The 23721-nt window shown below is 36.9% G+C and carries 22 protein-coding genes; 17 read left to right on the top strand and 5 right to left on the bottom strand.

The window, feature by feature from the left end; all coding sequences use genetic code 11:
* Window positions 1-47 precede the first annotated feature (47 nt).
* Genes GQR59_RS07155 through GQR59_RS07165 form a run of 3 tightly spaced genes read right to left on the bottom strand, consistent with a single transcriptional unit; the run spans window position 48 to window position 3925 of the window.
* The gene (locus tag GQR59_RS07155; RefSeq protein WP_160061303.1) at window positions 48-2717 is read right to left on the bottom strand and encodes a PqiB family protein; all 2670 of its coding nucleotides are present in this window, start codon (window positions 2715-2717) and stop codon (window positions 48-50) included.
* Complete coding sequence (locus GQR59_RS07160) at window positions 2707-3339, bottom strand: paraquat-inducible protein A (RefSeq protein ID WP_160061304.1); 633 nt, start codon at window positions 3337-3339, stop codon at window positions 2707-2709. The genes GQR59_RS07155 and GQR59_RS07160 overlap by 11 nt, the downstream gene beginning before the upstream one ends.
* Window positions 3332-3925 carry a paraquat-inducible protein A gene (locus tag GQR59_RS07165; RefSeq protein ID WP_160061305.1) on the bottom strand — a complete coding sequence of 198 codons (594 nt, stop codon included), beginning with the start codon at window positions 3923-3925 and terminating at the stop codon, window positions 3332-3334. The genes GQR59_RS07160 and GQR59_RS07165 overlap by 8 nt, the downstream gene beginning before the upstream one ends.
* Before the next feature lie 132 nt (window positions 3926-4057).
* Between GQR59_RS07165 and GQR59_RS07170 the strand changes: the two genes are divergently transcribed.
* The 15 genes from GQR59_RS07170 (at window position 4058) to nlpI (ending at window position 20753) form a co-directional block, all read left to right on the top strand.
* Complete coding sequence (locus GQR59_RS07170) at window positions 4058-4330, top strand: YebG family protein (protein WP_025564049.1); 273 nt, start codon at window positions 4058-4060, stop codon at window positions 4328-4330.
* 138 nt (window positions 4331-4468) lie between these two features.
* Window positions 4469-6376 carry a threonine--tRNA ligase gene (gene thrS, locus GQR59_RS07175; protein ID WP_160061306.1) on the top strand — a complete coding sequence of 636 codons (1908 nt, stop codon included), beginning with the start codon at window positions 4469-4471 and terminating at the stop codon, window positions 6374-6376.
* A 5-nt stretch (window positions 6377-6381) separates the two neighbouring features.
* Window positions 6382-6939, top strand: a complete 558-nt coding sequence (gene infC / locus GQR59_RS07180) for a translation initiation factor IF-3 (protein WP_160061307.1) — start codon at window positions 6382-6384, stop codon at window positions 6937-6939.
* Window positions 6940-7034: 95 nt separating this feature from the next.
* Window positions 7035-7232 carry a 50S ribosomal protein L35 gene (gene rpmI / locus GQR59_RS07185; protein ID WP_025564055.1) on the top strand — a complete coding sequence of 66 codons (198 nt, stop codon included), beginning with the start codon at window positions 7035-7037 and terminating at the stop codon, window positions 7230-7232.
* Window positions 7233-7248: 16 nt separating this feature from the next.
* Window positions 7249-7605, top strand: coding sequence for a 50S ribosomal protein L20 (gene rplT, locus GQR59_RS07190; RefSeq protein ID WP_025564056.1), 357 nt, complete (start codon window positions 7249-7251; stop codon window positions 7603-7605).
* Window positions 7606-8222: 617 nt separating this feature from the next.
* Window positions 8223-10448 carry an ABC transporter permease subunit gene (locus tag GQR59_RS07195; RefSeq protein ID WP_160061308.1) on the top strand — a complete coding sequence of 742 codons (2226 nt, stop codon included), beginning with the start codon at window positions 8223-8225 and terminating at the stop codon, window positions 10446-10448.
* Between the two features lie 16 nt (window positions 10449-10464).
* The gene (gene pstA, locus GQR59_RS07200) at window positions 10465-12123 is read left to right on the top strand and encodes a phosphate ABC transporter permease PstA (protein WP_160061309.1); all 1659 of its coding nucleotides are present in this window, start codon (window positions 10465-10467) and stop codon (window positions 12121-12123) included.
* Window positions 12124-12215: 92 nt separating this feature from the next.
* Window positions 12216-13028 (top strand): phosphate ABC transporter ATP-binding protein PstB, encoded by an 813-nt coding sequence (gene pstB / locus GQR59_RS07205; protein ID WP_160061310.1) that lies wholly within the window; start codon window positions 12216-12218, stop codon window positions 13026-13028.
* A 13-nt stretch (window positions 13029-13041) separates the two neighbouring features.
* On the top strand, window positions 13042-13746 hold the full coding sequence (gene phoU / locus GQR59_RS07210) for a phosphate signaling complex protein PhoU (protein WP_160061311.1): 705 nt from the start codon (window positions 13042-13044) through the stop codon (window positions 13744-13746).
* Window positions 13747-13881: 135 nt separating this feature from the next.
* The gene (gene queA, locus GQR59_RS07215) at window positions 13882-14928 is read left to right on the top strand and encodes a tRNA preQ1(34) S-adenosylmethionine ribosyltransferase-isomerase QueA (protein ID WP_160061312.1); all 1047 of its coding nucleotides are present in this window, start codon (window positions 13882-13884) and stop codon (window positions 14926-14928) included.
* 202 nt (window positions 14929-15130) lie between these two features.
* Window positions 15131-16255 (top strand): tRNA guanosine(34) transglycosylase Tgt, encoded by a 1125-nt coding sequence (gene tgt / locus GQR59_RS07220; RefSeq protein ID WP_160061313.1) that lies wholly within the window; start codon window positions 15131-15133, stop codon window positions 16253-16255.
* Window positions 16256-16327: 72 nt separating this feature from the next.
* On the top strand, window positions 16328-16666 hold the full coding sequence (yajC, locus tag GQR59_RS07225; protein WP_160061314.1) for a preprotein translocase subunit YajC: 339 nt from the start codon (window positions 16328-16330) through the stop codon (window positions 16664-16666).
* 113 nt (window positions 16667-16779) lie between these two features.
* Complete coding sequence (secD, locus tag GQR59_RS07230) at window positions 16780-18642, top strand: protein translocase subunit SecD (RefSeq protein WP_160061315.1); 1863 nt, start codon at window positions 16780-16782, stop codon at window positions 18640-18642.
* A gap of 12 nt (window positions 18643-18654) precedes the next feature.
* The gene (secF, locus tag GQR59_RS07235; RefSeq protein WP_160061316.1) at window positions 18655-19602 is read left to right on the top strand and encodes a protein translocase subunit SecF; all 948 of its coding nucleotides are present in this window, start codon (window positions 18655-18657) and stop codon (window positions 19600-19602) included.
* Between the two features lie 194 nt (window positions 19603-19796).
* Window positions 19797-20753 carry a lipoprotein NlpI gene (nlpI, locus tag GQR59_RS07240; RefSeq protein ID WP_160061317.1) on the top strand — a complete coding sequence of 319 codons (957 nt, stop codon included), beginning with the start codon at window positions 19797-19799 and terminating at the stop codon, window positions 20751-20753.
* 85 nt (window positions 20754-20838) lie between these two features.
* On the opposite strand, the gene GQR59_RS07245 is transcribed toward nlpI, so the two are convergent.
* Complete coding sequence (locus GQR59_RS07245; protein WP_160061318.1) at window positions 20839-21540, bottom strand: type 1 glutamine amidotransferase; 702 nt, start codon at window positions 21538-21540, stop codon at window positions 20839-20841.
* A gap of 73 nt (window positions 21541-21613) precedes the next feature.
* On the bottom strand, window positions 21614-22609 hold the full coding sequence (locus GQR59_RS07250) for a permease (RefSeq protein WP_236546681.1): 996 nt from the start codon (window positions 22607-22609) through the stop codon (window positions 21614-21616).
* A gap of 139 nt (window positions 22610-22748) precedes the next feature.
* Here GQR59_RS07250 and GQR59_RS07255 point away from each other — a divergent pair, with 139 nt between their 5' ends.
* Both GQR59_RS07255 and GQR59_RS07260 read left to right on the top strand, forming a co-directional pair.
* The gene (locus GQR59_RS07255; RefSeq protein WP_160061319.1) at window positions 22749-23015 is read left to right on the top strand and encodes a hypothetical protein; all 267 of its coding nucleotides are present in this window, start codon (window positions 22749-22751) and stop codon (window positions 23013-23015) included.
* A gap of 12 nt (window positions 23016-23027) precedes the next feature.
* A complete protein-coding gene (locus GQR59_RS07260) occupies window positions 23028-23420 on the top strand; it encodes an ArsR/SmtB family transcription factor (RefSeq protein WP_160061320.1) in 393 nt (130 codons plus the stop codon).
* The last annotated feature ends 301 nt before the right edge of the window (window positions 23421-23721 follow it).

Here is a 23721-nt window from a genome sequence, read left to right on the forward strand (position 1 = left end):
TACAAAAACGCGCACAGAAAGTGCGCGCAAGATAACATAAAGTGAAATTAATTACTTTTAGGGATTTTAAGTTTCCATTGCAACCAATCTTCATCAAATTCTGACTGTAACTTAAAAGTTGAAAAGGCTTGGCTAGCAGGTTGTAGTTCTCGATTGTCTGAGGTGCTCATATTAATACCACCTTTGATTAAAGAAGTAAGAGAAGTCGATTTTAGCGAAGCGCCTGTTATTCCTATATCTAAGTTAAAGCCAGAAGCTGGCCAAAAGATACTATTAGTACGAATCAAATGAGCATATTCAGGGTAAATGTTAATCACTATCTCAACGCCTGATGCATCATCATTTAAGCGTTTTTCAGTGACTTCACCAATTTGTATTTGGCGGTGATAAATAGGGCTACTGATATCAGTAGAACCTGCATTACTAGCCGTTAATATTATAGATAAACCGGTTTTATGTTCTGCTAATAAAGGGGCATTATGCTCACCTTTAAACTCAATCGTTTTATTGCCGTTGCCTGGCTCAACATTAATAAATACGCCGCTAATCAGCGTTGATAAATTCTTTGCGCCAGATAATGAAATATCACTTCTTACGACCCAAAAGCGACTACCTTGTTTTGCTACTTTATCAAAATATTTTGGGGTAATATCTAATGTGACCATTATTTTATTATTTTTATTAAGTGTTAATTGACTTATTTTTCCAACATCTAACCCTTTTAGTTTTACCTTGTTACCTACTTTTAATTCAGATGCATCGTCATAGATAAGTGTAATTTGCTTTGGTGGTTGTGTTGCTTGCTGGTAGTTATCAAATAAGCGGTATTGTCCCTCACTGGTTATATTAGAGGTTACTGATGGTGAAAATTCTAAAGCTATACCGCCAGTGGCTACTGCTAGTAATGATGCTGCATTGACCTTAATACCAGAAAGACCTGCGTCAATTTCAAAACCACTAATATTCCAAAAAATAGTTTGTTTGGTAATCAAGTGTTTAAATTTTGCGTTAATGTTAATACTGGTTTGCATTAAGCTTGAATCATGTAAGCGTAGATCACTTACTTCACCTACTTGTAGTTTGTGATAATAGACAGGAGAACCAATACTCACAGAAGGTAATTCTTTACTTAGAAGGATTACTTTAAGTGGATCAGTAAAAGCATCTTTACCTAGTTTTGCCATCTCTTTAGATTCATATAAATAGAAAGGTTGTTTATTTTCAAATGGAGTTTGAATATGTTTTTTAGTGATTGGTGATTCATTATAGAGTGCAATACCACCTTGTATAATATTTTCTAATGGTTTGCTATTAACCTCAACCCCTTTTAGAGAAGCCTTAAAGTTTACTCCGCTTAATAGGTGGAATTTACTGTTCTTATTAATTAGATAACTAAATTCTTCATCGATGTTTAACGTCGCTTTAATTTTATTATTATCTTCAGTTAATTTTATTGTACTCACTTTACCAATATTAAGCCCTTTATAGCTAACAGGTGCACCGTCTGTTAAGCCATTTGCATTATCTGCAATTAAAGTTATTGATAAAGCATTACTTTCTAAAATAGATTGTTCTGTCTTTATTACAAACTCAGTACGTAATGGTTCATCTTGATAGCTCTCTCCGTGTGAAAAGTTAATATAATCACCAGTAATAAGATTACTTAAGTTTTCAATTTTAGAAAAAGAAACGGATGTTTTCTCAACCCAAAAACGTGCACTTTCAGTGATTAAATCACTAAATGCTGGGTTGATAGTTGCTTTTGCAATGAACAACTGACTTTCTGAATCGTAGTTGATGGTATCAATCCTACCAATACCATGCCCTTTAAATAAGATACCTGCACGCTCTGGTAAATTATTGGTGTTAGATAACTTAAGGATAATATGTAGGCCTTCCTGACTAGCATCAATATCATTAAATAGCTGATATTTCTGGTTTTCTAAAGGCTCAGTAGATGATTCAGGACTGCTGAAGGTAACTCCTCCCGCAATTAAAGTGGTTAGGCTATCAAGTTTGAAATCTATACCTGCTCTTGAAATGTTTGCATTTAAACCACTAATATTCCAAAATTTACTTTTTTGTTTTACTAAGTGGCTGTATTTACTTTCAATAAAAGCCTGAATGTTGACAAATTGCCCCGTTTTATCAAGACGTACTCGAGCAATTTCTCCCACTTGTATTTTTTTATAAAAGATAGGCGTTCCAATGTTAATCGATGCGGCATTATCACTTTTTAAGTTAATCAATAATGCATTATCCGGAATGGTGATTGGTTGTTCTCTTGTTGCAACAAAGTCAGTTGCTTCCTCACCTTCGCCAGGTAATAAATTAATATAACTCCCAGAGAACAAAGTATCTAATCCAGTAATTGAAGTTAAAGATGCTTTGGGTGAAACTAACCAAAATTTACTTTTCTCTTTTAGTAAAAAGGTTGCATGAGACTCGATTTCAGCAATGACATTAACACCATCAACCTCATCAAGTTCAATCTTCTTGACGGTACCAACAATAACCCCTTTGTAACGTACTTTGGTTTTGTCAATGATAATACTGCCAGCATTGGTGAAATGAATATTAACACGCATATTTTTATGAGTGATATTTTGGAATAGTATCCAAAGAGCCAATAATGTAGCGATAAAAGGTAGAAACCACACTGGTGAAATATATTTTGATTTACTAACAACAGGTGTTGTCGAAGGGTTATCTTGCATCGGTATTTGCGTCCCATATTAGACGAGTATCGAAACTCTGTGCTGCGAATAATGTTGTAATGACAACCACGGTGAAAGAAGTTGCTGCGATCCCTGGGTAAACGGATAGGAAATTTCCTTTATCAAACACCGCAACCATTATTGATATAACAAATAAGTCTAATACTGACCAACGACCAATCCAGTCGACTAACGTAAAAGCAATAAGTTGTTTTTTAGGGTTAAATTGCCATTTAAAGTGAATGGCGAGTGAAATAAAAGCTAATACTACAATTTTTAATATAGGTACTACTATAGACGCTATAAAAACAATAAACGCTATACCAGACATGCCGCTTGATAATAAGCTTACAATACCTGAAAAAATAGTATCAGGATAACGTGTCCCGTTTTTTAATAAGTAAGTAATAGGGTAAAGGTTAGCTGGAAAGATAAAAATAAAAGCTGTAAACAATAATGCCCATGTTTTTTGTTGGCTATTTTCAATGCGAGGTGAAATCGGACTACCACAATAAGGGCAACATTCTTGATTCTCACTAATAGAAGAATGTTTTTCACAAACTCGGCATAGTTGCCTGTCTTGTTGTCTTGCACTTATCCCTGTTATTAGCGGTTTATTCATTGAGTAAATATTTCCAATGTTGAGCATTATCATATTCGCTGATCATACTCATATTTAATATTAAAAAACCAACTAGAAAGTACAGGCCACTATTGAAATAAAGTTCTGCATAACTCGTTAATTTAAAAACGGCTACCATAAAGCTCACTAAATAAACTTCTAACATAGACCAATGAATGATAATGCTCGTTAATTTAAGCACATAGTTAAGCAATTCGGGGCGTTTATTGAACATCATGCATCCGCTACTAAATGCGATACAAAGAGTTAATAACGTAGGGGCAACTACCGCACAAAACAACACCACAAAAGACACAACAGGCGCTATATTAATCATCATTATAGCACCTTGTAACAGGTTGGTTTGTTCTGTAATGCCTAACAAATGCACTGAAACAAGTGGGAATGAAAAAGCAGGAATACAAACTAATAATGCAGCGACTGCTAGAGCAAATACCTTATTGGGTTTACTTGTTGTCGCTTTACAAAATACATGATTACAACGAGCACATTTTGCAATGTAGCCTGGTTGTATAATAGGTTGTTGTGAAACCATGTCACAATGGCTACAAATTATCGTTTTCATTCATACTTATCAGTAATTTGACAATGTTATAAGATAGCAAATTAATTATAGTATGACAAAAGTTGCATTATCACAAAAGCAGTAGTACTGTATGTAAAACCATGTTTAATTTGAAATTAAAAAGAGGCCACCGTGGCAGTCATCATTAAATACATTGTAGAAAGAAAGGGTGTTGAGAAAATGACCTTTACCAGTAAGAAAGAAGCCGATGCATACGATAAGATGCTAGATAGCGCCGATCAAATCGCATTATTCTTAAGTGAAAGTCCTGTTTCTCTAGATGATCAACAGCTTGAAGAATTAGGGCTGTATGTCGCAAGCAATAAAGATGTGTTGCAAAACCTATTTAAAGGGCAAGTGTTTAACTCAGAAAGTATCGATAAAGTAGAGCCATCAGATAGTTAAACCTCATTAAATAAATAGGAGTAACAATAAATTAACCTTTAGTGTCTTTTATTGTGCTCCTTAATGCAGTAAAATGCGCTCCTCTTTTTAATTAATACAAATGCTTTTTGGTTGGAAGCATCACTGTGAGGAATTCGCATGCCAATTATTACTCTTCCCGATGGAAATCAACGTCAATTTGACACTACTACTTCAATTATGGATATCGCAGCAGATATCGGTCCTGGTTTAGCGAAAGCTTGTATTGCAGGTCGCGTTAACGGACAACTTGTAGATGCTTGTGATCCTATTGAAACTGATGCAGACGTATCAATTATCACCAATAAAGATGATGAAGGTCTAGAAATATTACGTCACTCTTGTGCGCATTTGTTAGGTCATGCAATTAAACAATTGTACCCAGAAGCAAAAATGGCAATAGGACCAACCATTGATAATGGTTTTTACTATGATATTGATCTTGATGTAACCATTAATGATGAAGAGTTAGCTAAAATTGAAAAACGCATGCAACAGCTAGTTAAAACTAACTATCAAGTTGTTAAAAAGAAAGTCAGCGTTGATGAAGCGATTGCAGTATTTAAAGAACGCAATGAACCTTATAAATTAGAAATTCTTGAAGGTATTGATAAAGAAGACCGTCCTGGTCTATACCATCATGAAGAATATGTCGATATGTGTCGTGGTCCACACGTACCGATGATGAAATTTAGCCAATGGTTTAAATTAATGAAAGTATCAGGCGCATATTGGCGTGCTGATTCTGATAACAAAATGTTACAACGTATATACGGTACAGCTTGGGCTGACAAAAAACAGCTAAATGCTTACTTAAAGCGCCTTGAAGAAGCGGCTAAACGTGATCACCGTAAAATTGGTAAACAGTTAGATCTTTACCATATGCAAGATGAAGCACCGGGTATGGTGTTCTGGCATCCAAATGGTTGGACTATTTTCCGTGAGCTTGAAAGTTATATTCGTGAACAAACGGTTGCCTTTGGTTACCAAGAAGTAAAAGCGCCACAAATACTAGATCGTTCTTTATGGGAAAAGTCGGGTCACTGGGATAAATACAAAGACGGTATGTTCTGTACTTGTAGTGAAAACCGTGATTATGCAATTAAACCAATGAACTGTCCTGGTCACGTACAAATCTTTAACCAAGGTTTAAAATCGTACCGTGACTTACCATTACGATTATCTGAATTTGGTTCATGTCACCGTAATGAGCCATCGGGTTCTTTACATGGTTTAATGCGTGTACGTGGTTTTACACAAGATGATGCGCATATCTTCTGTACAGAAGCGCAAATTCTTGAAGAAGTATCAGCATGCATTAACATGGTCTTCGAATGTTATAAAACATTTGGTTTCGAAGATATCGTAGTTAAATTGTCGACTCGTCCTGAAAAACGTGTCGGTGATGATGCAACATGGGATAAATCTGAAGCTGCTTTAGCACATGCATTAGATGAAAATGGTGTTAAATTTGAATACTTACCAGGCGAAGGTGCTTTCTATGGTCCAAAAATAGAATTTACTTTGTATGATTGTTTAGGTCGTGCATGGCAATGTGGTACAATACAATTAGATTTTTCAATGCCGGGTCGTTTAGATGCCACTTATGTTGGTGAAGATAACGAACGACATACTCCAGTAATGATTCACCGAGCTATTCTTGGTTCGTTAGAGCGTTTCATTGGTATCTTAACTGAAGAGTATGCAGGTATTTACCCAACTTGGTTATCACCTCAACAGGTGGTTGTGATGAATATTACTGACAAACAGTCAGATTTTGTCACTGAAGTAGTAAATAAATTGAAAAAATCGGGTGTTAGAGCCATTTCGGACTTGAGAAATGAGAAGATAGGCTTTAAAATCCGCGAGCATACATTAAAGCGCGTTCCTTACTTACTCGTTATCGGAGACCAAGAGGTCGAAGCAAATGAAGTAGCAGTAAGAACACGCAAGGGTGATGACCTTGGTAAGATGCAGGTTGATAATTTCATTGACCATGTAAAACAAGAAATCATCACACGTTCATAAATAACTTGGAGGAATTTGTTATAAAAGGTGCAAAAAAAGCCCCGCAAACGGGCAATAAACATCGTTTAAACGATGAAATAACTGGTACTGAAGTACGTCTTTCTGATTCAGAAGGCAAGCCAGTTGGTATTGTTTCTTTAGAAGAAGCAAAAAATATGGCATTTGACACAGACTTGGATCTAGTTGAGATCAGTCCGAATGCCGAGCCGCCAGTTTGTCGCATCATGAACTATGGCAAATTTCTCTTTGAAAAGAGTAAATCCGTTAAAGAACAACGGAAGAATCAGAAACAGGTTCAGTTGAAGGAAATAAAATTCCGTCCTGGGACTGATGATGGCGATTATCAGGTAAAACTACGCAGCCTGACTCGCTTTCTTGAAGAGGGTAACAAAGCCAAAGTAACGCTACGTTTTCGTGGTCGTGAAATGGCGCATCAATCACTTGGGATGGAATTATTAAATCGCGTTAAAAACGATTTAGTTGAAATCTCTACTGTCGAATCTTTCCCTAAACTGGAAGGTCGTCAAATGGTGATGGTACTTGGCCCTAAACGTGCTAGCTAAGGCATAAAGTAGTATTGATGTGCGAATATGAGAATATTCGCACTATTTACTCGCCTTACTGGTTTAATTTAAATTTTAACAATGCGGAGTTCGCAATGCCTAAAATGAAATCTAACAAAGGTGCTGCAAAGCGCTTTAAAAAGACTGCTTCTGGTGGTTTTAAACGTAAGCAATCTCACTTACGTCATATCCTTACTAAGAAATCTACTAAACGTAAACGCCATCTACGTGCTCAAAGCATGGTAGCTAAAGTAGACGTACCTAGTATTAACAGAATGTTACCATTCGCTTAAGTAAGGAATATATAAAATGCCAAGAGTAAAACGCGGTGTACAAGCTCGTGCACGCCATAAAAAAGTCTTAAAACAAGCTAAAGGTTATTACGGAGCTCGTTCACGTGTTTATCGCGTAGCGGTTCAAGCAGTAACTAAAGCTGGTCAATACGCTTACCGTGACCGTCGTCAACGTAAACGTCAGTTCCGTCAACTATGGATTGCACGTATTAATGCTGCATCTCGTATTAGCGGATTATCTTACAGCCGTTTCATCAATGGTCTTAAAAAGGCTTCTGTTGAAATCGATCGTAAGATCTTAGCTGACATAGCTGTATTTGATAAAGCAACATTTGCTCATTTAGTAGAAGTTGCAAAAAAAGCGCTAGCTTAATCATTTATTGATTAACAGTATTGAAGAAGGAGACATTTAGTCTCCTTTTTTTTATCTAAATTTTGTTGTCGTAACCTATTAAATATTTTTAGACTCTTCTTTATTTTTATTTAAAAATCTTACCCATTAAATCTGACTTTTCTGATCTTTGAATTTACTTTATTTGCTTGTTGAACCATTAAAGCAATGACATAAAGTATATAAGACCAATCACACTAATTAAGTTATCTATTTTACTTGTTAAAATAACTTATTTCTTCGTTGTAAATTTCGTAAAGGGAACAACCATTTAGCTCAATTTTCGCCTTGAACTAAGTCATTTTTCCTGCGCAAAATTTAGATCACTTATTTAATGTAATCGGTATAAGAGCAATCACACTAATTAACGGATCTATTTTACTTGTTAAAATAACTTATTTCTTCGTTTTTCCTTTTACGAAATTTATAACGAAGCAGTGTGTTTTTTAGCCAGTACATAATCATGAATTCCATTTATGTTATCAATTATTCAATTTGCTCCCCTGAATTAACGTAAATATCAGTATTATGACAGTTGTAATATAACTGTCATAAAATAGACCTATAATCTTTGCTATCAATTATGTTGGAGATAGTAAATGGAACGTGATTTAGCGACCACGCTACAAGCTAATAAAAAGCGAGTGGTTAAGGATAAGTTAGTTAAATATGGCGTAACAATCGGTGGCACATCAGTGCTAGTCACTTTGTTATTAATTTTTGGGTATCTTTTATATGTTGTATTACCCATTTTTGCACCTGTTAGCATTGAACAAAAACAATCCTTTCAACGTCAAAATTTAACACCTATTTATGCATTGGGCATAGACGAGCAAAACGAAGTTGCTTACCAGATGGATAATCAAGGTTTGTTGAGCTTTTATTCATTAAGAGAACGTGATTTAGGTAAATCACTTCTAAAATACCAAGCATTTGCAGATACTAATAATATAACTAAAACCATGCCGGTTAATGGTATGTTTGCTTTAGCCAATAATAGTGGTGAAGTGAAAATTGTTAAACCGGATTTTGTAACTTCTTATCCAAAAGATAAACGATTAATCACGCCTGAAATTGATTTCCCATTAGGTGAAAATAGCTTTATCGTTTCTGAAGATAAACAAGCGTTAACACATCTTTCATTTGAAATGAATTCAGATTATGCGGGTATCGCTGCTGTTCAAAGTAACGGTGAAGGTGTATTTCTTCTATTAACAGCCGAAGAAAATTTCATGACTGATGAAGTGGTTTGGGAGCAAGCGTTATTTAAATTACCATCATTTCCTAATAAAGTAGACCAGTTACTATTAACACCAAATCTTAGAAAGTTGTTTGTTCGAAGTGGTAATGATTTACTCGTTTACGATATTTCTGACAGCAATGATATTCATATTTCATCAGCTTTTCAAATTAATGCTAAAGGCAGTAATGTAAATGATGTGCAGTTACTGACGGGCGCTAGTTCATTATTAGTTGCCAATGAGAATGGTGTTATTAGCCAGTGGTTTGAAGTGTTAAGTGAAAATAAACGCGAATTTACTTATATTCGTGATTTTAAAGCCCCTGCAGAAGTAACAAGTATTGTTCCTGAATTCTTTCGTAAAGGGTTTTTAACCACTACGGAAGCTGGCGATTTATCTATTTTCCATTCAACAGGTGAAACTGAACTATTAACTGAGTCTATTTCTAAAGTAGGTTCTTTAGTTGTTGCGATTTCTCCACGTGCGAATGCAATTCTTGTCGCAGATAAAGATGTTATTAAGCTTTATCATGTAGATAATGAGCATCCAGAGATCACTTGGTCTGCGTTATGGCAAGAAGTTTGGTATGAAGGTTACCCTGAACCACAATATGTTTGGCAATCAACCTCTGCTAGTGATGATTTTGAAGCTAAAATGAGTCTTGTACCCATTTCATTCGGTACTATCAAAGCCGCTTTTTACGCGATGTTATTTGCTGTGCCAATTTCGATATCAGCTGCTATTTACACTGCGTATTTTATGGCCCCTAGTATCAGAACTTATATCAAACCAACGGTTGAAATAATGGAAGCATTACCTACTGTTATTTTAGGGTTCTTGGCTGGTTTATGGCTAGCGCCGATTGTTGAAAATCAATTGCCAGGTATTATTTTATTGATGATAAGTCTGCCGGCTAGTGTACTCGTTGCTGCGATTATCTGGACTAATTTACCAAAATCATTAAGTGACAAAGTAAGCGAAGGTGTGTTGCCATTAGTGTTATTGCCTATTCTTGTTGCGACTGGTTATTTCTCAATGGCGTTTAGTGACACGCTTGAAATCTGGTTATTCAATGGTGATACCCGTATGTATTTAACCAATGAATTGGGTATTAACTTTGACCAACGTAACTCGTTAATTGTTGGTATCGCAATGGGGTTCGCGGTTATTCCAACTATCTTCTCAATTGCTGAAGATGCCATCTTTAGTGTGCCTAAGAGTTTAACCATGGGGTCATTAGCATTAGGTGCGACACGCTGGCAAACACTGGCTAAAGTAGTTATTTTAACTGCTAGTCCAGGTATTTTCTCTGCTGTGATGATGGGAATGGGACGTGCCGTAGGTGAAACGATGATTGTATTAATGGCGACAGGTAATACACCAATCATGGATTGGAACATCTTCGAAGGGATGCGTACTTTATCAGCAAATATAGCAGTGGAAATGCCGGAATCGGAAGTAGGCAGTTCACATTACCGAGTTTTATTCCTCGCTGCATTTGTGTTGTTTCTCTTTACCTTCTTCTTCAACACCATTGCTGAGTTTATACGTCAGCGTTTGCGTGAAAAATATTCAAGCCTATAAATAGGAGTTAGTTATTATGGGTAAATGGTTTAAATCAGGCACACCGTGGATTTGGATGACAGGTGGTGCTGTAAGTTTGAGTTTGATTGCAGTTATTGGGTTATTTCTACTGATTGGTTGGAGAGGGTTAAGCTTCTTTTGGCCTGCGACAGTGTATGAATTCTCAATGCAAAATGAGCAAGGTGAACAGTCAGTTTTAATTGGTGAAATTTATGACCAAGAACATGTATTAAAACAACAGTTAATTGATGGTGGTGTTACTGGGTTAGAAGACTATCCAGAATCATTAGAACGTTTTTTAATTAAAACAGGTAACCGTGAATATGTTGATTTAGACTTCCAATGGATTTTAGAAACAATTATTCAAGATAAGAAAGTTGCACATGACGTTGTTGTTTTTGAAAGAACTAAAAATGGTAATTTTTATGGTTATTTAGATTCTATTAATGAAGGTGAACAAAAGCTTAATATTGAGCAGGGTCGTTTAGACGATGAACTTAATTTGCGTCTTGAACGTGCGCTTGAGTTTCGTGATAAAGAGCATGGGCTATTAACGGGTGATATCGGTCGTATTAATAACGATCTAGACCGCATTCGTCTAAAGCAACGTAAGCTAGAGTTAGACGGTGAATTAACAGAGCAAAAAATTGCTGAATTTGCGGCTAGCAGTGATGCGTTACGAGCTGAATACTTAGGATTAGAAAGCGAGTTATTTAGTTATCGTGATCAAGCAAAGCGCGACAGTGTGGTAGTAAAAGATATGACTGGGCGTTTAGTGACGATGCCACTATCTTATATATTAGACTTCTATCAACCCAATGATATGAGCTTTATGCAGAAAGTAGGGCATTGGTTCCATCAGGTTTATAAATTTGTGAGTAGCGACCCGCGTGAAGCCAATACAGAAGGTGGTGTGTTCCCTGCTATCTTTGGTACTGTTTTCATGGTGATGTTAATGGCTGTGATTGTGACGCCATTTGGTGTGGTTGCGGCTATTTATTTGCATGAATATGCAGGTAAAAATAACATTACTAAATTTATTCGTATCGCTGTAATCAATCTATCTGGTGTACCGTCTATTGTTTATGGTGTATTTGGTTTAGGTTTCTTTGTTTATATTCTGGGTGGCAGTATCGACCAATTACTTTACCCTGAAGCATTACCATCACCGACATTTGGTTCACCAGGTGTCCTGTGGTCAGCGTTAACATTAGCTATTTTAACGTTACCAGTGGTTATTGTATCAACGGAAGAAGGGTTAAGCCGTATACCAAGTACCTTACGTGAAGGTTCTTTAGCATTAGGTGCAACAAAGTCAGAAACGTTATGGAGGATTGTTATTCCAATGGCAAGTCCTGCTATTATGACCGGTTTGATTTTAGCCGTTGCGCGTGCAGCTGGTGAAGTGGCCCCGTTAATGCTGGTCGGAGTGGTGAAAATTGCACCAACATTGCCCGTTGATGGAAACTTCCCGTTCTTACATTTAGACCGTAAGTTTATGCATTTAGGTTTCCATATCTACGATGTTGGTTTCCAAAGTCCAAATGTTGAAGCAGCACGTCCATTGGTTTATGCAACCTCGTTTTTATTAGTCACCGTTATTATTGGTTTGAATTTAGCAGCTATTGCTATCCGTAATAACTTACGTGAAAAGTACCGAGCATTAGAGCACTAATATAACGCTATATGTTAAAAGTGACATATTACGAATTGAATATTATAAATCCACGCACCTCAGTGTGCGCGAATAAAGATTAGGAAAGACAAATGATTGATTTTTCAAATTTAAACCCGAAAGGGGCTGACTTAAACGCGCTAACTGCTGAAAACACAGCGTTAGAGATTAAAAATTTAGATTTATTCTACGGTGATAAACAGGCGTTACATAATGTATCGATGAAGATACCTAAAGGTAAAGTGACTGCGTTTATCGGTCCATCTGGTTGTGGTAAATCAACATTATTACGTTGTATCAATCGCATGAATGACTTAGTTGAAATTTGTCGTGTTGATGGCAATATCGAGTTACAAGGCATTAATATCTATGATAAATCAGTTGATGTTGCTTCGTTACGTCGTCGTATCGGTATGGTATTCCAACGTCCAAACCCTTTCCCTAAATCTATCTATGAAAATGTCGTGTACGGATTGCGCCTACAAGGTATTAATGACCGACGTACATTAGATGAAGCATGCGAGACATCACTGCGTGGTGCTGCTTTATGGAATGAAGTAAAAGACAGATTACATGATAACGCATTTGGTCTTTCTGGTGGTCAGCAACAACGTTTAGTCATTGCACGTGCCATTGCTATTGGCCCTGAAGTGCTATTGTTAGATGAACCAACTTCAGCACTGGATCCAATCTCTACATTAACGATTGAAGAATTGATTACTGAATTAAAGAAAAAGTTCACGGTTGTGATCGTTACGCATAATATGCAACAAGCAGCACGTGTGTCAGATCAAACGGCCTTTATGTACATGGGTAAATTAATTGAATATTCGGATACCAATACCTTATTCACTTCGCCAACACAAAAACAGACAGAAGATTACATTACTGGCCGTTACGGTTAAATGAGGAAATAAAATGGAAAACTTAAATTTAAACCGTCATATTTCAGGACAATTTAATAATGAGATTGAAAGTGTGCGTAACCAAGTTATGCAAATGGGCGGGCTTATTGAACAACAATTAGCTGATGCATTGTCTGCAATGGCTGAAAATGATCTAGAGTTAGCACGTAAAGTTATTGTTAAAGATAATGAAGTCAATGAATTCGAAACAAAGGTTGACCAAGATTGTTCTCGTATTATCGCTAAACGTCAACCTGCAGCATCTGATTTACGCTTGATTTTAACGATCATGAAAACAGTGACTGAACTTGAACGAGTAGGTGATAGTATTACTGCTATTGCTAAAACAGTTATCGAAAATCACGGTAAAAAAGTACCGTCGTTAATCGGCCTAGAGAATATGGGCCAGATTACGATGAAAATGTTGCATAATGCGCTAGATGCCTTTACTCGCTTAGATCTTCATGCTGCCATTGCAGTACATAACGAAGATAAGAAAGTAAATCGTCAATACGAAAGTATTTTACGTGAATTAATGACGTTTATGATGGAAGACCCTCGTTCTGTACCATTTGTACTTAACGTTTTAGCCTCAGCACGAGCAATTGAACGTATTGGTGACAGATGTCAAAATATCTGTGAACAAATTGTATATTTAGTGAAAGGTATTGATGTCCGTCATGCTACTGAAGAAGAGATTAATTCTTTAATTGAATAGCGGTTAATAGCACATTTAACGTACCTTATAAAAAGCGTAGATGAATTTATTTATCTGCGCTTTTTTCATTTTAACGACAAACCTTTGCAGCCTATATAGCATCAGGTATACTCCGCATTTTATTTAGACTGTTACATGAAAGTTGCTGATTTTTCTTTTCACCTTCCTGAAGAATTGATTGCGCGTTACCCAATGCCAGAACGTACGAATAGTCGCTTACTTTCATTAGAGGCTAATTCTGGTGAATTAAGTCATTTAAACTTCACCGATATAATTGATTTAGTAAATCCAAATGATCTACTTGTATTCAATGATACACGTGTTATTCCTGCCCGTTTATTTGGCAGCAAAGAAACCGGTGGCAAAATTGAAGTACTGGTTGAACGTGTTTTAGATGAAAAAAGCTTTCTTGCACATGTTCGTAGCTCTAAATCGCCTAAACCAGGTTGTAAACTACTGCTTGAAAATGATGTAAAAGCGGAAATGGTTCAACGTCAAGGTCCGTTATTTGAAATTAAAGTCGATAGCGAAGAAACCGTTTTACAAATTTTAGAACGTATTGGCCACATGCCTTTACCACCATATATTGATAGACCTGACGAAGATGCCGATAAAGAGCGTTACCAAACGGTTTATAATAAAAACCCTGGCGCAGTCGCTGCACCAACGGCTGGTTTACATTTTGATCAAATTATCTTAGATAAATTAACGGCTAAAGGAACCGATTTTGCTTTTGTTACTTTGCATGTTGGAGCGGGCACTTTTCAGCCTGTTAAAGTAGATAATATACTCGATCATCAAATGCATAGTGAATACGCAGAAGTCTCTCAAGAAGTGGTTGATAAAATCACAGCAACCAAAGCGGCAGGCGGACGTGTTATTGCAGTAGGCACTACTTCGGTAAGATCTATTGAAAGTGCGGCTAGCGTTAGCTTAGCGAAAGGACTTGAATTAGCCCCTTTCTTTTCGGAAACCAGTATCTTTATTTACCCTGGGTATGAGTTCCAACTGGTTGATGCAATGATCACTAATTTCCATTTATCAGAATCAACATTATTGATGCTGGTAAGTGCTTTCTCAGGCAAAGCAAATATTGACCATGCTTACCAAACTGCAATCGAGAAAAAATACCGTTTCTTTAGTTATGGCGACGCGATGTTTTTAACTAAAAAAACTAATTAGACTGCGATATAAGTAATACTTGAAAAGTATTAAGTCTAAAAATAAATTTAAAAGCTGTTTAAAATTAATAATTTAAATAGTTAATTTAAGTAAAAGTAGAATATAAAGCGTAAAGAGTTGATAAAGATCAATCAGCATCACTCAATTAGCTTTAATAATTGTTCAATAAAGAAATCAGACTGTTTCTCTGATAAGGAAAACCATGAAATACGAATTAATTACAACTGATGGTCGCGCTCGTCGTGGCCGTTTAACCTTTGACCGTGGAACGGTTGAAACGCCTGCGTTTATGCCAGTAGGCACTTACGGCACGGTAAAAGGCATGACACCTGAAGAAGTTGATGCAACCGGTGCTGAAATTTTATTAGGCAATACCTTCCATCTTTGGTTACGCCCAGGACAAAAGGTTATTAAACAACATGGCGATTTACATGACTTTATGAACTGGAAAGGTCCAATTTTAACTGATTCTGGTGGTTTCCAAGTTTTCAGTTTAGGTAAAATGCGTAAGATCAAAGAAGAGGGCGTGTATTTCAGAAGCCCTGTTAATGGTGACGAAGTATTTTTATCGCCGGAAATTTCAATGGAAATTCAATACGATCTCGGATCTGATATCGTGATGATTTTTGATGAATGTACGCCTTACCCAGCGACAGAAGAAGAAGCAGATATTTCGATGAAGCTTTCTTTACGCTGGGCTGAACGTAGCCGTAATCGATTTAACGAACAAGAAAACCCAAATGCTTTATTTGGTATTATTCAAGGTGGTTGTTATGAACATCTTCGTGATGTGTCATTAGCAGGGTTAGAGAAAATCGGCTTTGATGGTTATGCGATTGGTGGTCTTGCTGTTGGTGAGCCTAAAGAAGATATGCATCGCATATTAGATCATGTAACCACTAAAATTCCAGCAGACAAACCGCGTTACTTAATGGGTGTTGGTAAACCAGAAGATTTGGTGGAAGGCGTTCGTCGTGGTGTTGATATGTTTGACTGTGTTATGCCAACGCGTAATGCGCGAAATGGACACTTATTTACGACCGATGGCGTTGTTAAAATTCGTAATGCAAGACATCGTGAAGATACCAGCCCGTTAGATGCAGAATGTGATTGTTACACTTGTAAAAATTATACACGTGCATACTTATATCACCTTGACAAATGTGGAGAAATCCTTGGAGCTCGCTTAAACACGATCCATAACTTACGTTATTACCAACGTTTGATGAAAGGTTTGCGTGATGCGATTTCAGCAGGTACATTAGACGAGTTTGTTGATTTGTTTTACAAACGAATTGGAAAAGAAAAACCAGTTCTAAATAATTGATAACACAATACTATTACCATACTATTAGATAATTTATAGATAGTTTAATTTTTATACAATAAAGGATATAACATGAGTTTATTTATCTCTCAAGCACACGCAGCAGCAGAAGGCGCTCCAGCTGACGGCGGCGGCATGCAAATGATTTTTATGTTAGTTGTTTTTGCAGCTATTTTCTACTTTATGATTTACCGCCCTCAGGCGCGTCGTACAAAAGAACATAAAAACCTAATGGATAACATTGGTAAAAATGATGAAGTATTAACAACAGGCGGTTTGATTGGTCGTGTTGCTAAAATTAGTGCTGATAGCGAATATGTTCAAGTAGAGTTAAACGAAAATAACATTATTCTAATCAAAAAAGACTTTATTACAGCAGTACTTCCAAAAGGTACGCTTAAGTCAATCTAAATAAAAAAGGCAGGGTCTCCTGCCTTTTTGATATACCTTCATCGCTTAATAAACGTCTAATTAAGTAATGAAGGTATTTTTATTACCTTTAGCGTCAAATAAAGGACATTATCGTGTTAAATAAATATCCTCTTTGGAAGTATCTATTACTAGGGTTCATAGTTTTATTTACTTTAGTTTATGCCGCTCCAAATCTGTATGGTGAAGATCCTGCTGTGCAAGTTTCTGCTACTCGTGGTGCTACTGTTGAATTATCTACTTTAGATAAAGTACAAGACATCCTTAAGCAAGCGAATATCTCACCAAAATCAACCGTGCTAGAAAACGGTCAAATTTTAGTAAGACTGTCTTCAAGTGAAGAACAATTAATTGCACGTGAAACAATCAGCGCACAAATAGGCGATGGTTTTGTTACGGCATTAAACTTAGCAGCCGCAACCCCAGCTTGGTTAGAAGCAATTGGCGGTAGCCCATTAAAGCTAGGTCTTGACCTTCGTGGTGGTGTTCACTTCTTAATGGAAGTGGATATGGACGAAGCAATAAGCAAAGAACAAGAACAAATGGTTCAAGACTTACGTGCTGATTTAAGAGAACAGAAAATTCGTTACCGTGGTATCGAAAAAGCGTCTACAGAAACGGGTGTAATACTACGTTTTACGTCGCAAGAAATTCTAGACAGTGCTGTTGATTATTTGAAACCGATTAATCCTGGTTTTACATTTGACGAAAAAGAAACAAGTGGCACTTTCTACTTAACTATCAGCATGACTGCTGAAAAGTTAAAGACTGCAAAAGAAGATGCATTACAACAAAACTTAAGCATCTTACGTAATCGTGTTAATGAACTTGGTGTTGCTGAACCGTTAGTACAGCGTCAAGGCACTGACCGTATCGTCGTTGAACTACCGGGTATTCAAGATACTGCTCGTGCTAAAGAGATCCTTGGCGCAACGGCAACGTTAGAATTCCATGCTGTTGACTCTGATACGGATGTGTCTGATGCATTAGCAGGTCGTGTTCCCGCTTCTTCTGCACTTTATAAAGAGCGTGATGGTCAGCCAGTTGTTGTTAAGAAAAAAATCATCTTAACGGGTAATCATATTGTTGATGCACAATCGAGTGCTGATGAATATGGTCGTGCACAGGTAAATATTTCTTTAGACTCGCAAGGTGGCAGTAAAATGTCGCGCTTCACTAAAAATAATATCGGTAAACCAATGGCAACATTGTTTATTGAATATTTACCAACGGGTAAAAAGAAAGCAAACGGTAAGTCTGAAACTGAGAAACGTATTGAGGTTGCTAACGTTGCAACGATTCAAGCACAGTTAGGACGTAGCTTCCGTATCACTGGTTTAGATAACACTGCTGAAGCACATAACTTAGCGCTATTATTACGTGCAGGTGCACTAACAGCACCGATTCAAATTGTAGAAGAACGCACTATTGGCCCAAGCTTAGGTCAACAAAACATCGACAACGGTATTAAAGCCATGGTTTATGGTTTATTAGCGGTTGTTCTGTTTATGTTTGTTTATTACCGTAAGTTTGGTGTAGTGGCGAATACCGCATTACTATTCAACATCGTAATGATTGTTGGTTTAATGTCATTAATTCCTGGAGCAACTTTAACGTTACCGGGTATTGCTGGGATTGTATTAACGATTGGTATGGCTGTTGATGCCAACGTATTGATATTTGAACGTATCCGAGAAGAGTTAAATGCTGGTAAATCAATTCAGCGTTCAATTAATGAAGGTTACTCAAATGCATTATCAACGATTGCTGATGCGAATATTACTACCTTTATTACCGCGGTTATCTTGTTCGCAGTAGGTACTGGCCCAATTAAGGGTTTTGCAGTAACGCTTGCACTTGGTATTTTAACTTCAATGTTTACTTCTATCTTCGGCACACGTGCGATTGTTAATGCACTGTGGGGTGGACGTAATGACATTAAAAAACTTTCAATCTAAGCAGGGTTAACTATGTTGGAATTAATTAAGTCGAAGCATACTATTAGCTTCATGAAATATTCAAAACCTGCAACCTGGTTATCAATGTTGTTATTGGTTATCTCTTTAGGGTCTTTGAGTATTAATTGGCTAAACTGGGGGTTAGATTTCACCGGTGGTACGTTAATCGAAGTTGGATTTGAACAACCTGCAAACCTAACAGAAGTACGTGAAACATTAACTGCAGCTAACTTCTCTGATGCAGTAGTACAGCATTTTGGTACAAGCCATGAAGTGATGGTACGTTTAGCACCTCGTGAAGGCGTTAAAGGACAAGTCATTGGTAATCAAATACTAGATGCTTTAACAGCCGCTGATTTTGGCAATGTTGATATGCGCCGAATTGAGTTTGTTGGTCCTAATGTAGGTGCTGAATTAGCGGAAAATGGTGGTATTGCTATTATCATTGCGCTGATTTGTATCATGCTTTATGTGAGCATGCGTTTTGAATGGCGTTTAGCTACGGGCTCTGTGTTAGCTTTGGCACACGATATTATCATTACGCTAGGTGTGTTTTCGTTATTTCAAATCGAATTCGATTTAACGGTTTTAGCTGCACTACTTGCTGTAGTCGGTTACTCGTTAAACGATACCATTGTTGTATTTGACCGTATTCGTGAAAACTTTCGTTCAATGCCGGCTTTAACGCCTGAAGAGATTGTAGATAAATCGTTAACACAAACCTTAAGCAGAACAATTATTACGTCGGGAACGACTATTTTTGTATTAGTTTCATTGTTTGTTGTTGGTGGTGAGTTGATTCACGGTTTTGCTACCGCATTGTTGATTGGTATCTTCGTTGGTACTTATTCATCTATCTATGTTGCAAGTGCATTAGCGATTCGCTTAGGTGTTCAACGTGATCATATGATCCCTGAAGTCATCGAAAAAGAGGGTGCAGATCAAGACCCATTGATGTAAATATCGAGAGTCAGCACCAACTAAAATTAAAAAGCACTGCATTGCAGTGCTTTTTTTTTGATTGTTGTCTGCAAAGTCAATTTAAGTTCTTTTTTTACCCCAACCGCCGATTAATTAGTTAAACGAATTGCTAAAACTTTACATTATCGTAGATATAGTACACTCTTGAAGCTCTTGTTTAGAAGGGTTAAATCATGCGATTATCATATAATAAGTTACTTATAGTCCTCTCTTTTGTCACTCTTACTGCGTGTTCAAATAATCAAAATAAAAATGAAAGCTACACACTAAGTGCCACTGGCTATGGAAGTTCAGTTTTCCCACTGGCGACGCCAATTCAAGTTTCCTACCAAGATGAAGTTAAATTATTGCGTATCAATCAACTGATTGCAGATAAAACTAAAGTTGATGATAAACAACGTGCAATATTGTTATATGAACGAGGTCTGATTTACGACCGGATGGGGCTTAATGCTAATAGTCGTTACGACTTTACTCAATCAATTAGCCTGGACCCAACACTAGCGGCATCTTATAACTCATTAGGTGTTTATTTATTAATGGGTGAAGCTTACGATGAAGCTTTTGATGCCTTTGATTCTGCAATAGAACTGTCAGACCAAATGGATTACAGTTATTTACATCGCGCTATTGGATTATCGTTAGTCAATCGTTATGACGTGGCACAAGCAGATATCGATCATTTTTATGAATTAGATAAAACTGACCCATATCGTTCTTTATGGCGTTATATTATTAACGCTCATGTTGATTTAAAAGCGGCAGAGCAGCAATTAAAAACAGCTCAAGCAACAGAAGAAGATAACCGTTTTGCTTGGGCTATTGTTGGTGTAATAAATGGCGAAATATCTGAAAGGGATTTTTTCGACAATATTGGCAACGGTGTTGAAACCAATGAAGAACTCGCTCAGCGTTTATGTGAAGCCTATTATTATTTAGCACATTGGTATATGAATAATGATAACTTAACTAAAGGCATTTATTACTTAAAACTGAGTGCAGCAACGAATGTGAAAGACTTTATTGAATATAAATATGCGTTGATTGACCTAAATAATATTCAAAATAAGTTACAACAACAGGCTTTAAAACTACAACAAGCTCAGCAAGCCAATAATCCAAGCAGCTAAGCTGAATTAAAAAGCTCACTACGGTGAGCTTTTTTAGTTTTAATTTTAGTTTTATTGTCCTATTTTATGCCTAAAATGATAGTGATTATTTGGCAAATAAGAAGTCAGTAACAAAGCGGTTAAAGGCTAAACTATCTATCTTAATTGCTTCTGTTATTGTCGCGGCTTCAATTTCATCTTGTTGAAATATATCTATACGTTGCGAAAGTAGGGCATTAAAAAAAGCCGACGTAAATTCTGGATGGCCTTGTACTGTTAATACTCGATCTTGATATTTTGTCATATAATGAGGACAAAATTCGCTTCCCGCTAACACTTCGAAGCCTGCTCCGGTGCTAATGACTTGATCTCGATGAATAGCAATTAACTTCATTTTTTGGCCCGATGTTAACTCATCTATGCTCTGCTTTAATAACACATCATAAGCCCCTAATCCCCAGCCTCTCTTTGTTTCCTCTACCTTTCCGCCAAGCGCATAATTAATCACTTGATGACCAAAGCAAATACCAAACAGTTTCCTTTTAGCGCGAAAAGCAGATTGAATAAAAGCGGTTAAATCTTTCACCCAATTTAAATTATCATTCACGCCAGATGGGCTTCCTCCAATAATATAAACATCACATTCATTAATAAACTTAGGAAATGCATTATTTTGATAAACATTCCAAGTTTTAACTGAACCATAGCTATCTAAGCGATAATGCATTTTTAAACAGTCGCTGTAACTACCGAACTCTTTGATAAGCTTTGCAGGAACGTCACCACACAATAAAATTCCAATGTTCATATTTACTATCTCTTCTTTATACTTTTTAAATGACGATGGGCTGACTCAATTAGCTCAGACCCTATAGAAGGATTTAGACAACGTACTGGAATAACAAACCTGCAATCACTGCGGTCGTTAAAATAATACCCACAAATGCGATGACTGCCTTTGGTTTTAGCACTGAAGAAACCAGTGCAATCTCAGGTAAACTTGCCCCCGTACCACCGACAATTAATGCCATCGCTGGGCCTAATCCCATCCCTTTCGCAATCAAAACACTCAATAGTGGAATCGCCATTTCAATTCGTAAATAAAGTGGAACGCCAATCACTGCAGCAATAAAAATAGCGAGGATACTGTCGTCTCCTACATACTTTTCAACCATATCTGCTGGTAAATAAGCTGCGGATAAACCACTAATAATCGCACCGAGTAATACGTAAGGAATAATTTTCTTAAACAAAATCAGCGCAAAGCGTAATGCATTCTCAGCTTTACTTGATTCAGCAGATGGCGTTGCCGAACAAGACGATATAGTTGAACAGCTACTTGTAGTTGCTACTGGCTTTATTTCTGTTTCCGGTGCTGAACATGAAGAGGTGACAGGAGTTGCGGAGCAAGTTGGTGCATTGTTACCCTCAATGTCATCTGCGCGTTTGATTTCATTTCTCCATGGTGTTTTGGTGATTAACCATCCACCCAATACTGCTGAGGTAAAGGTTAGCGCCAAATAAACGATAGTGACTTTAAATCCGAAGGTTGCGTAAATCATTGCGAGTACAACAAAGTTACACAACGGAGCTGAAATCAAAAAGCTTAAAACGGTGCCAAGTGATACGCCCATGGTTGCCATCCCCATTGTGACAGGCACCACTGACGCGCTACAAAATGGCGTCAACATGCCAAATAGAGATCCTAACAGCGGCCCCCATTTTTCATGTTTTGTTAATTTCTTTTGAAGTTTATCTTGAGGAATATATTCACGCATAAAACCTGTTAATACTGAGACCACAGCAATAACAATGACTAAAGCGCCACCTACATGAAAAAATTCATTCAATGCGAGTGTTAGTTTATCTATGTTCATAACATTACCTTTATGTTGTTTATTAGCAAATGCTTCATTAGTGGAACGGAGCTATCATAATTACATATGCATAAATGCGCAAGTGTGATTTTGTGTTGTTTTTTATGTATACTGAAAATCTTCAAGTGGAGGGGATATAATGTTAAAAATGATAATCGGCAAGTTGAGTCAGCTCTGTGCTTACACTCATATATGGAAAGTTATTTCAGATTTGTTAAACAATGAAGGGCTATCAGAGCAAACAAAGGCAGGGCGAAACATTGCTTTGCTCGGCTTCTTTTGCCCTTTTTTTTGGTATGCATTATTGACAGGAGCAAGCAGAGAAGTGGTGATCATGCATGCGATTCATTCAAGTATCGTGTTATTGATTGGAATAGTGATAATATTTGTAAGTATAAGAAAATAAAAAGAGTAACAAATGGAATTACAATATTTAGATGCATTAAAAGCCCTCGCTGAACCGCATCGCTTAAGGTTATGTTGGCTGCTAATTCACGTTGATCAAAAAGTCACCGTGGCAGAAGCAATGGATGTAATAGGGGAAACGCAATACAACGTATCTCGAAACTTAAAAATGCTATTTAAAGCAGGATTGCTTGATCAAGAAAAGAACGGGAAATGGGTTTATTACACCTTAGCAAAGCAAACAGAAAAACACTGGTTGCTATTAGTTGATTCTGTTCGTCAATTGCCTGCAAGTCAGTTTGAAAGTGTTGCAGGGCGCTGCAAGTTACGTTTAGGAATGCGAGTGGAGGGTGAATGTGTTGTTGGGCCAAATAGCGACGATTGGATAAAGCTGATAAATTTATAACGTAGCTGTCCAACCATTTTTAAAAAAAGACTGGTATCAAATTATTTTTTAATTAAAAGTTATAGCTATATTAGCTCGTCTGCGCTCGTCGGAGCATTTAGATTTTTGTTCGCATTGGTTTCGCCCTGTCAGCGACATACTTTTTCTTACCAGAAGAATAAAGTAAGCAAAAAGACTGAAAAGGATACGCAGAGCTTAATCCGCTCGTAAAACTATGCTGACGCATAACTCGCTTCCAATTCGTTTTTTAATCTACTCTTTTTAAAATAAAGTAATAACTAGCTTCTAAACGCACCGTTCA

Origin of the sequence: Psychromonas sp. L1A2, from assembly GCF_009828855.1 — a bacterium.
Taxonomy (GTDB): Bacteria; Pseudomonadota; Gammaproteobacteria; order Enterobacterales; family Psychromonadaceae; genus Psychromonas.

What these genes read in the sequence shown, in the direction of transcription:
- phoU (WP_160061311.1), top strand. Translation starts at nt 13,042, where the DNA reads ATGGAAAACTTAAATTTAAACCGTCATATTTCAGGACAATTTAATAAT.
- GQR59_RS07245 (WP_160061318.1), bottom strand. Translation starts at nt 21,540, where the DNA reads ATGAACATTGGAATTTTATTGTGTGGTGACGTTCCTGCAAAGCTTATC.
- queA (WP_160061312.1), top strand. Translation starts at nt 13,882, where the DNA reads ATGAAAGTTGCTGATTTTTCTTTTCACCTTCCTGAAGAATTGATTGCG.
- pstB (WP_160061310.1), top strand. Translation starts at nt 12,216, where the DNA reads ATGATTGATTTTTCAAATTTAAACCCGAAAGGGGCTGACTTAAACGCG.
- thrS (WP_160061306.1), top strand. Translation starts at nt 4,469, where the DNA reads ATGCCAATTATTACTCTTCCCGATGGAAATCAACGTCAATTTGACACT.
- GQR59_RS07155 (WP_160061303.1), bottom strand. Translation starts at nt 2,717, where the DNA reads ATGCAAGATAACCCTTCGACAACACCTGTTGTTAGTAAATCAAAATAT.
- GQR59_RS07250 (WP_236546681.1), bottom strand. Translation starts at nt 22,609, where the DNA reads ATGAACATAGATAAACTAACACTCGCATTGAATGAATTTTTTCATGTA.
- nlpI (WP_160061317.1), top strand. Translation starts at nt 19,797, where the DNA reads ATGCGATTATCATATAATAAGTTACTTATAGTCCTCTCTTTTGTCACT.
- GQR59_RS07165 (WP_160061305.1), bottom strand. Translation starts at nt 3,925, where the DNA reads ATGAAAACGATAATTTGTAGCCATTGTGACATGGTTTCACAACAACCT.
- yajC (WP_160061314.1), top strand. Translation starts at nt 16,328, where the DNA reads ATGAGTTTATTTATCTCTCAAGCACACGCAGCAGCAGAAGGCGCTCCA.
- rplT (WP_025564056.1), top strand. Translation starts at nt 7,249, where the DNA reads ATGCCAAGAGTAAAACGCGGTGTACAAGCTCGTGCACGCCATAAAAAA.
- secF (WP_160061316.1), top strand. Translation starts at nt 18,655, where the DNA reads ATGTTGGAATTAATTAAGTCGAAGCATACTATTAGCTTCATGAAATAT.
- GQR59_RS07260 (WP_160061320.1), top strand. Translation starts at nt 23,028, where the DNA reads ATGGAATTACAATATTTAGATGCATTAAAAGCCCTCGCTGAACCGCAT.
- tgt (WP_160061313.1), top strand. Translation starts at nt 15,131, where the DNA reads ATGAAATACGAATTAATTACAACTGATGGTCGCGCTCGTCGTGGCCGT.
- GQR59_RS07160 (WP_160061304.1), bottom strand. Translation starts at nt 3,339, where the DNA reads ATGAATAAACCGCTAATAACAGGGATAAGTGCAAGACAACAAGACAGG.
- GQR59_RS07255 (WP_160061319.1), top strand. Translation starts at nt 22,749, where the DNA reads ATGTTAAAAATGATAATCGGCAAGTTGAGTCAGCTCTGTGCTTACACT.
- rpmI (WP_025564055.1), top strand. Translation starts at nt 7,035, where the DNA reads ATGCCTAAAATGAAATCTAACAAAGGTGCTGCAAAGCGCTTTAAAAAG.
- GQR59_RS07195 (WP_160061308.1), top strand. Translation starts at nt 8,223, where the DNA reads ATGGAACGTGATTTAGCGACCACGCTACAAGCTAATAAAAAGCGAGTG.
- pstA (WP_160061309.1), top strand. Translation starts at nt 10,465, where the DNA reads ATGGGTAAATGGTTTAAATCAGGCACACCGTGGATTTGGATGACAGGT.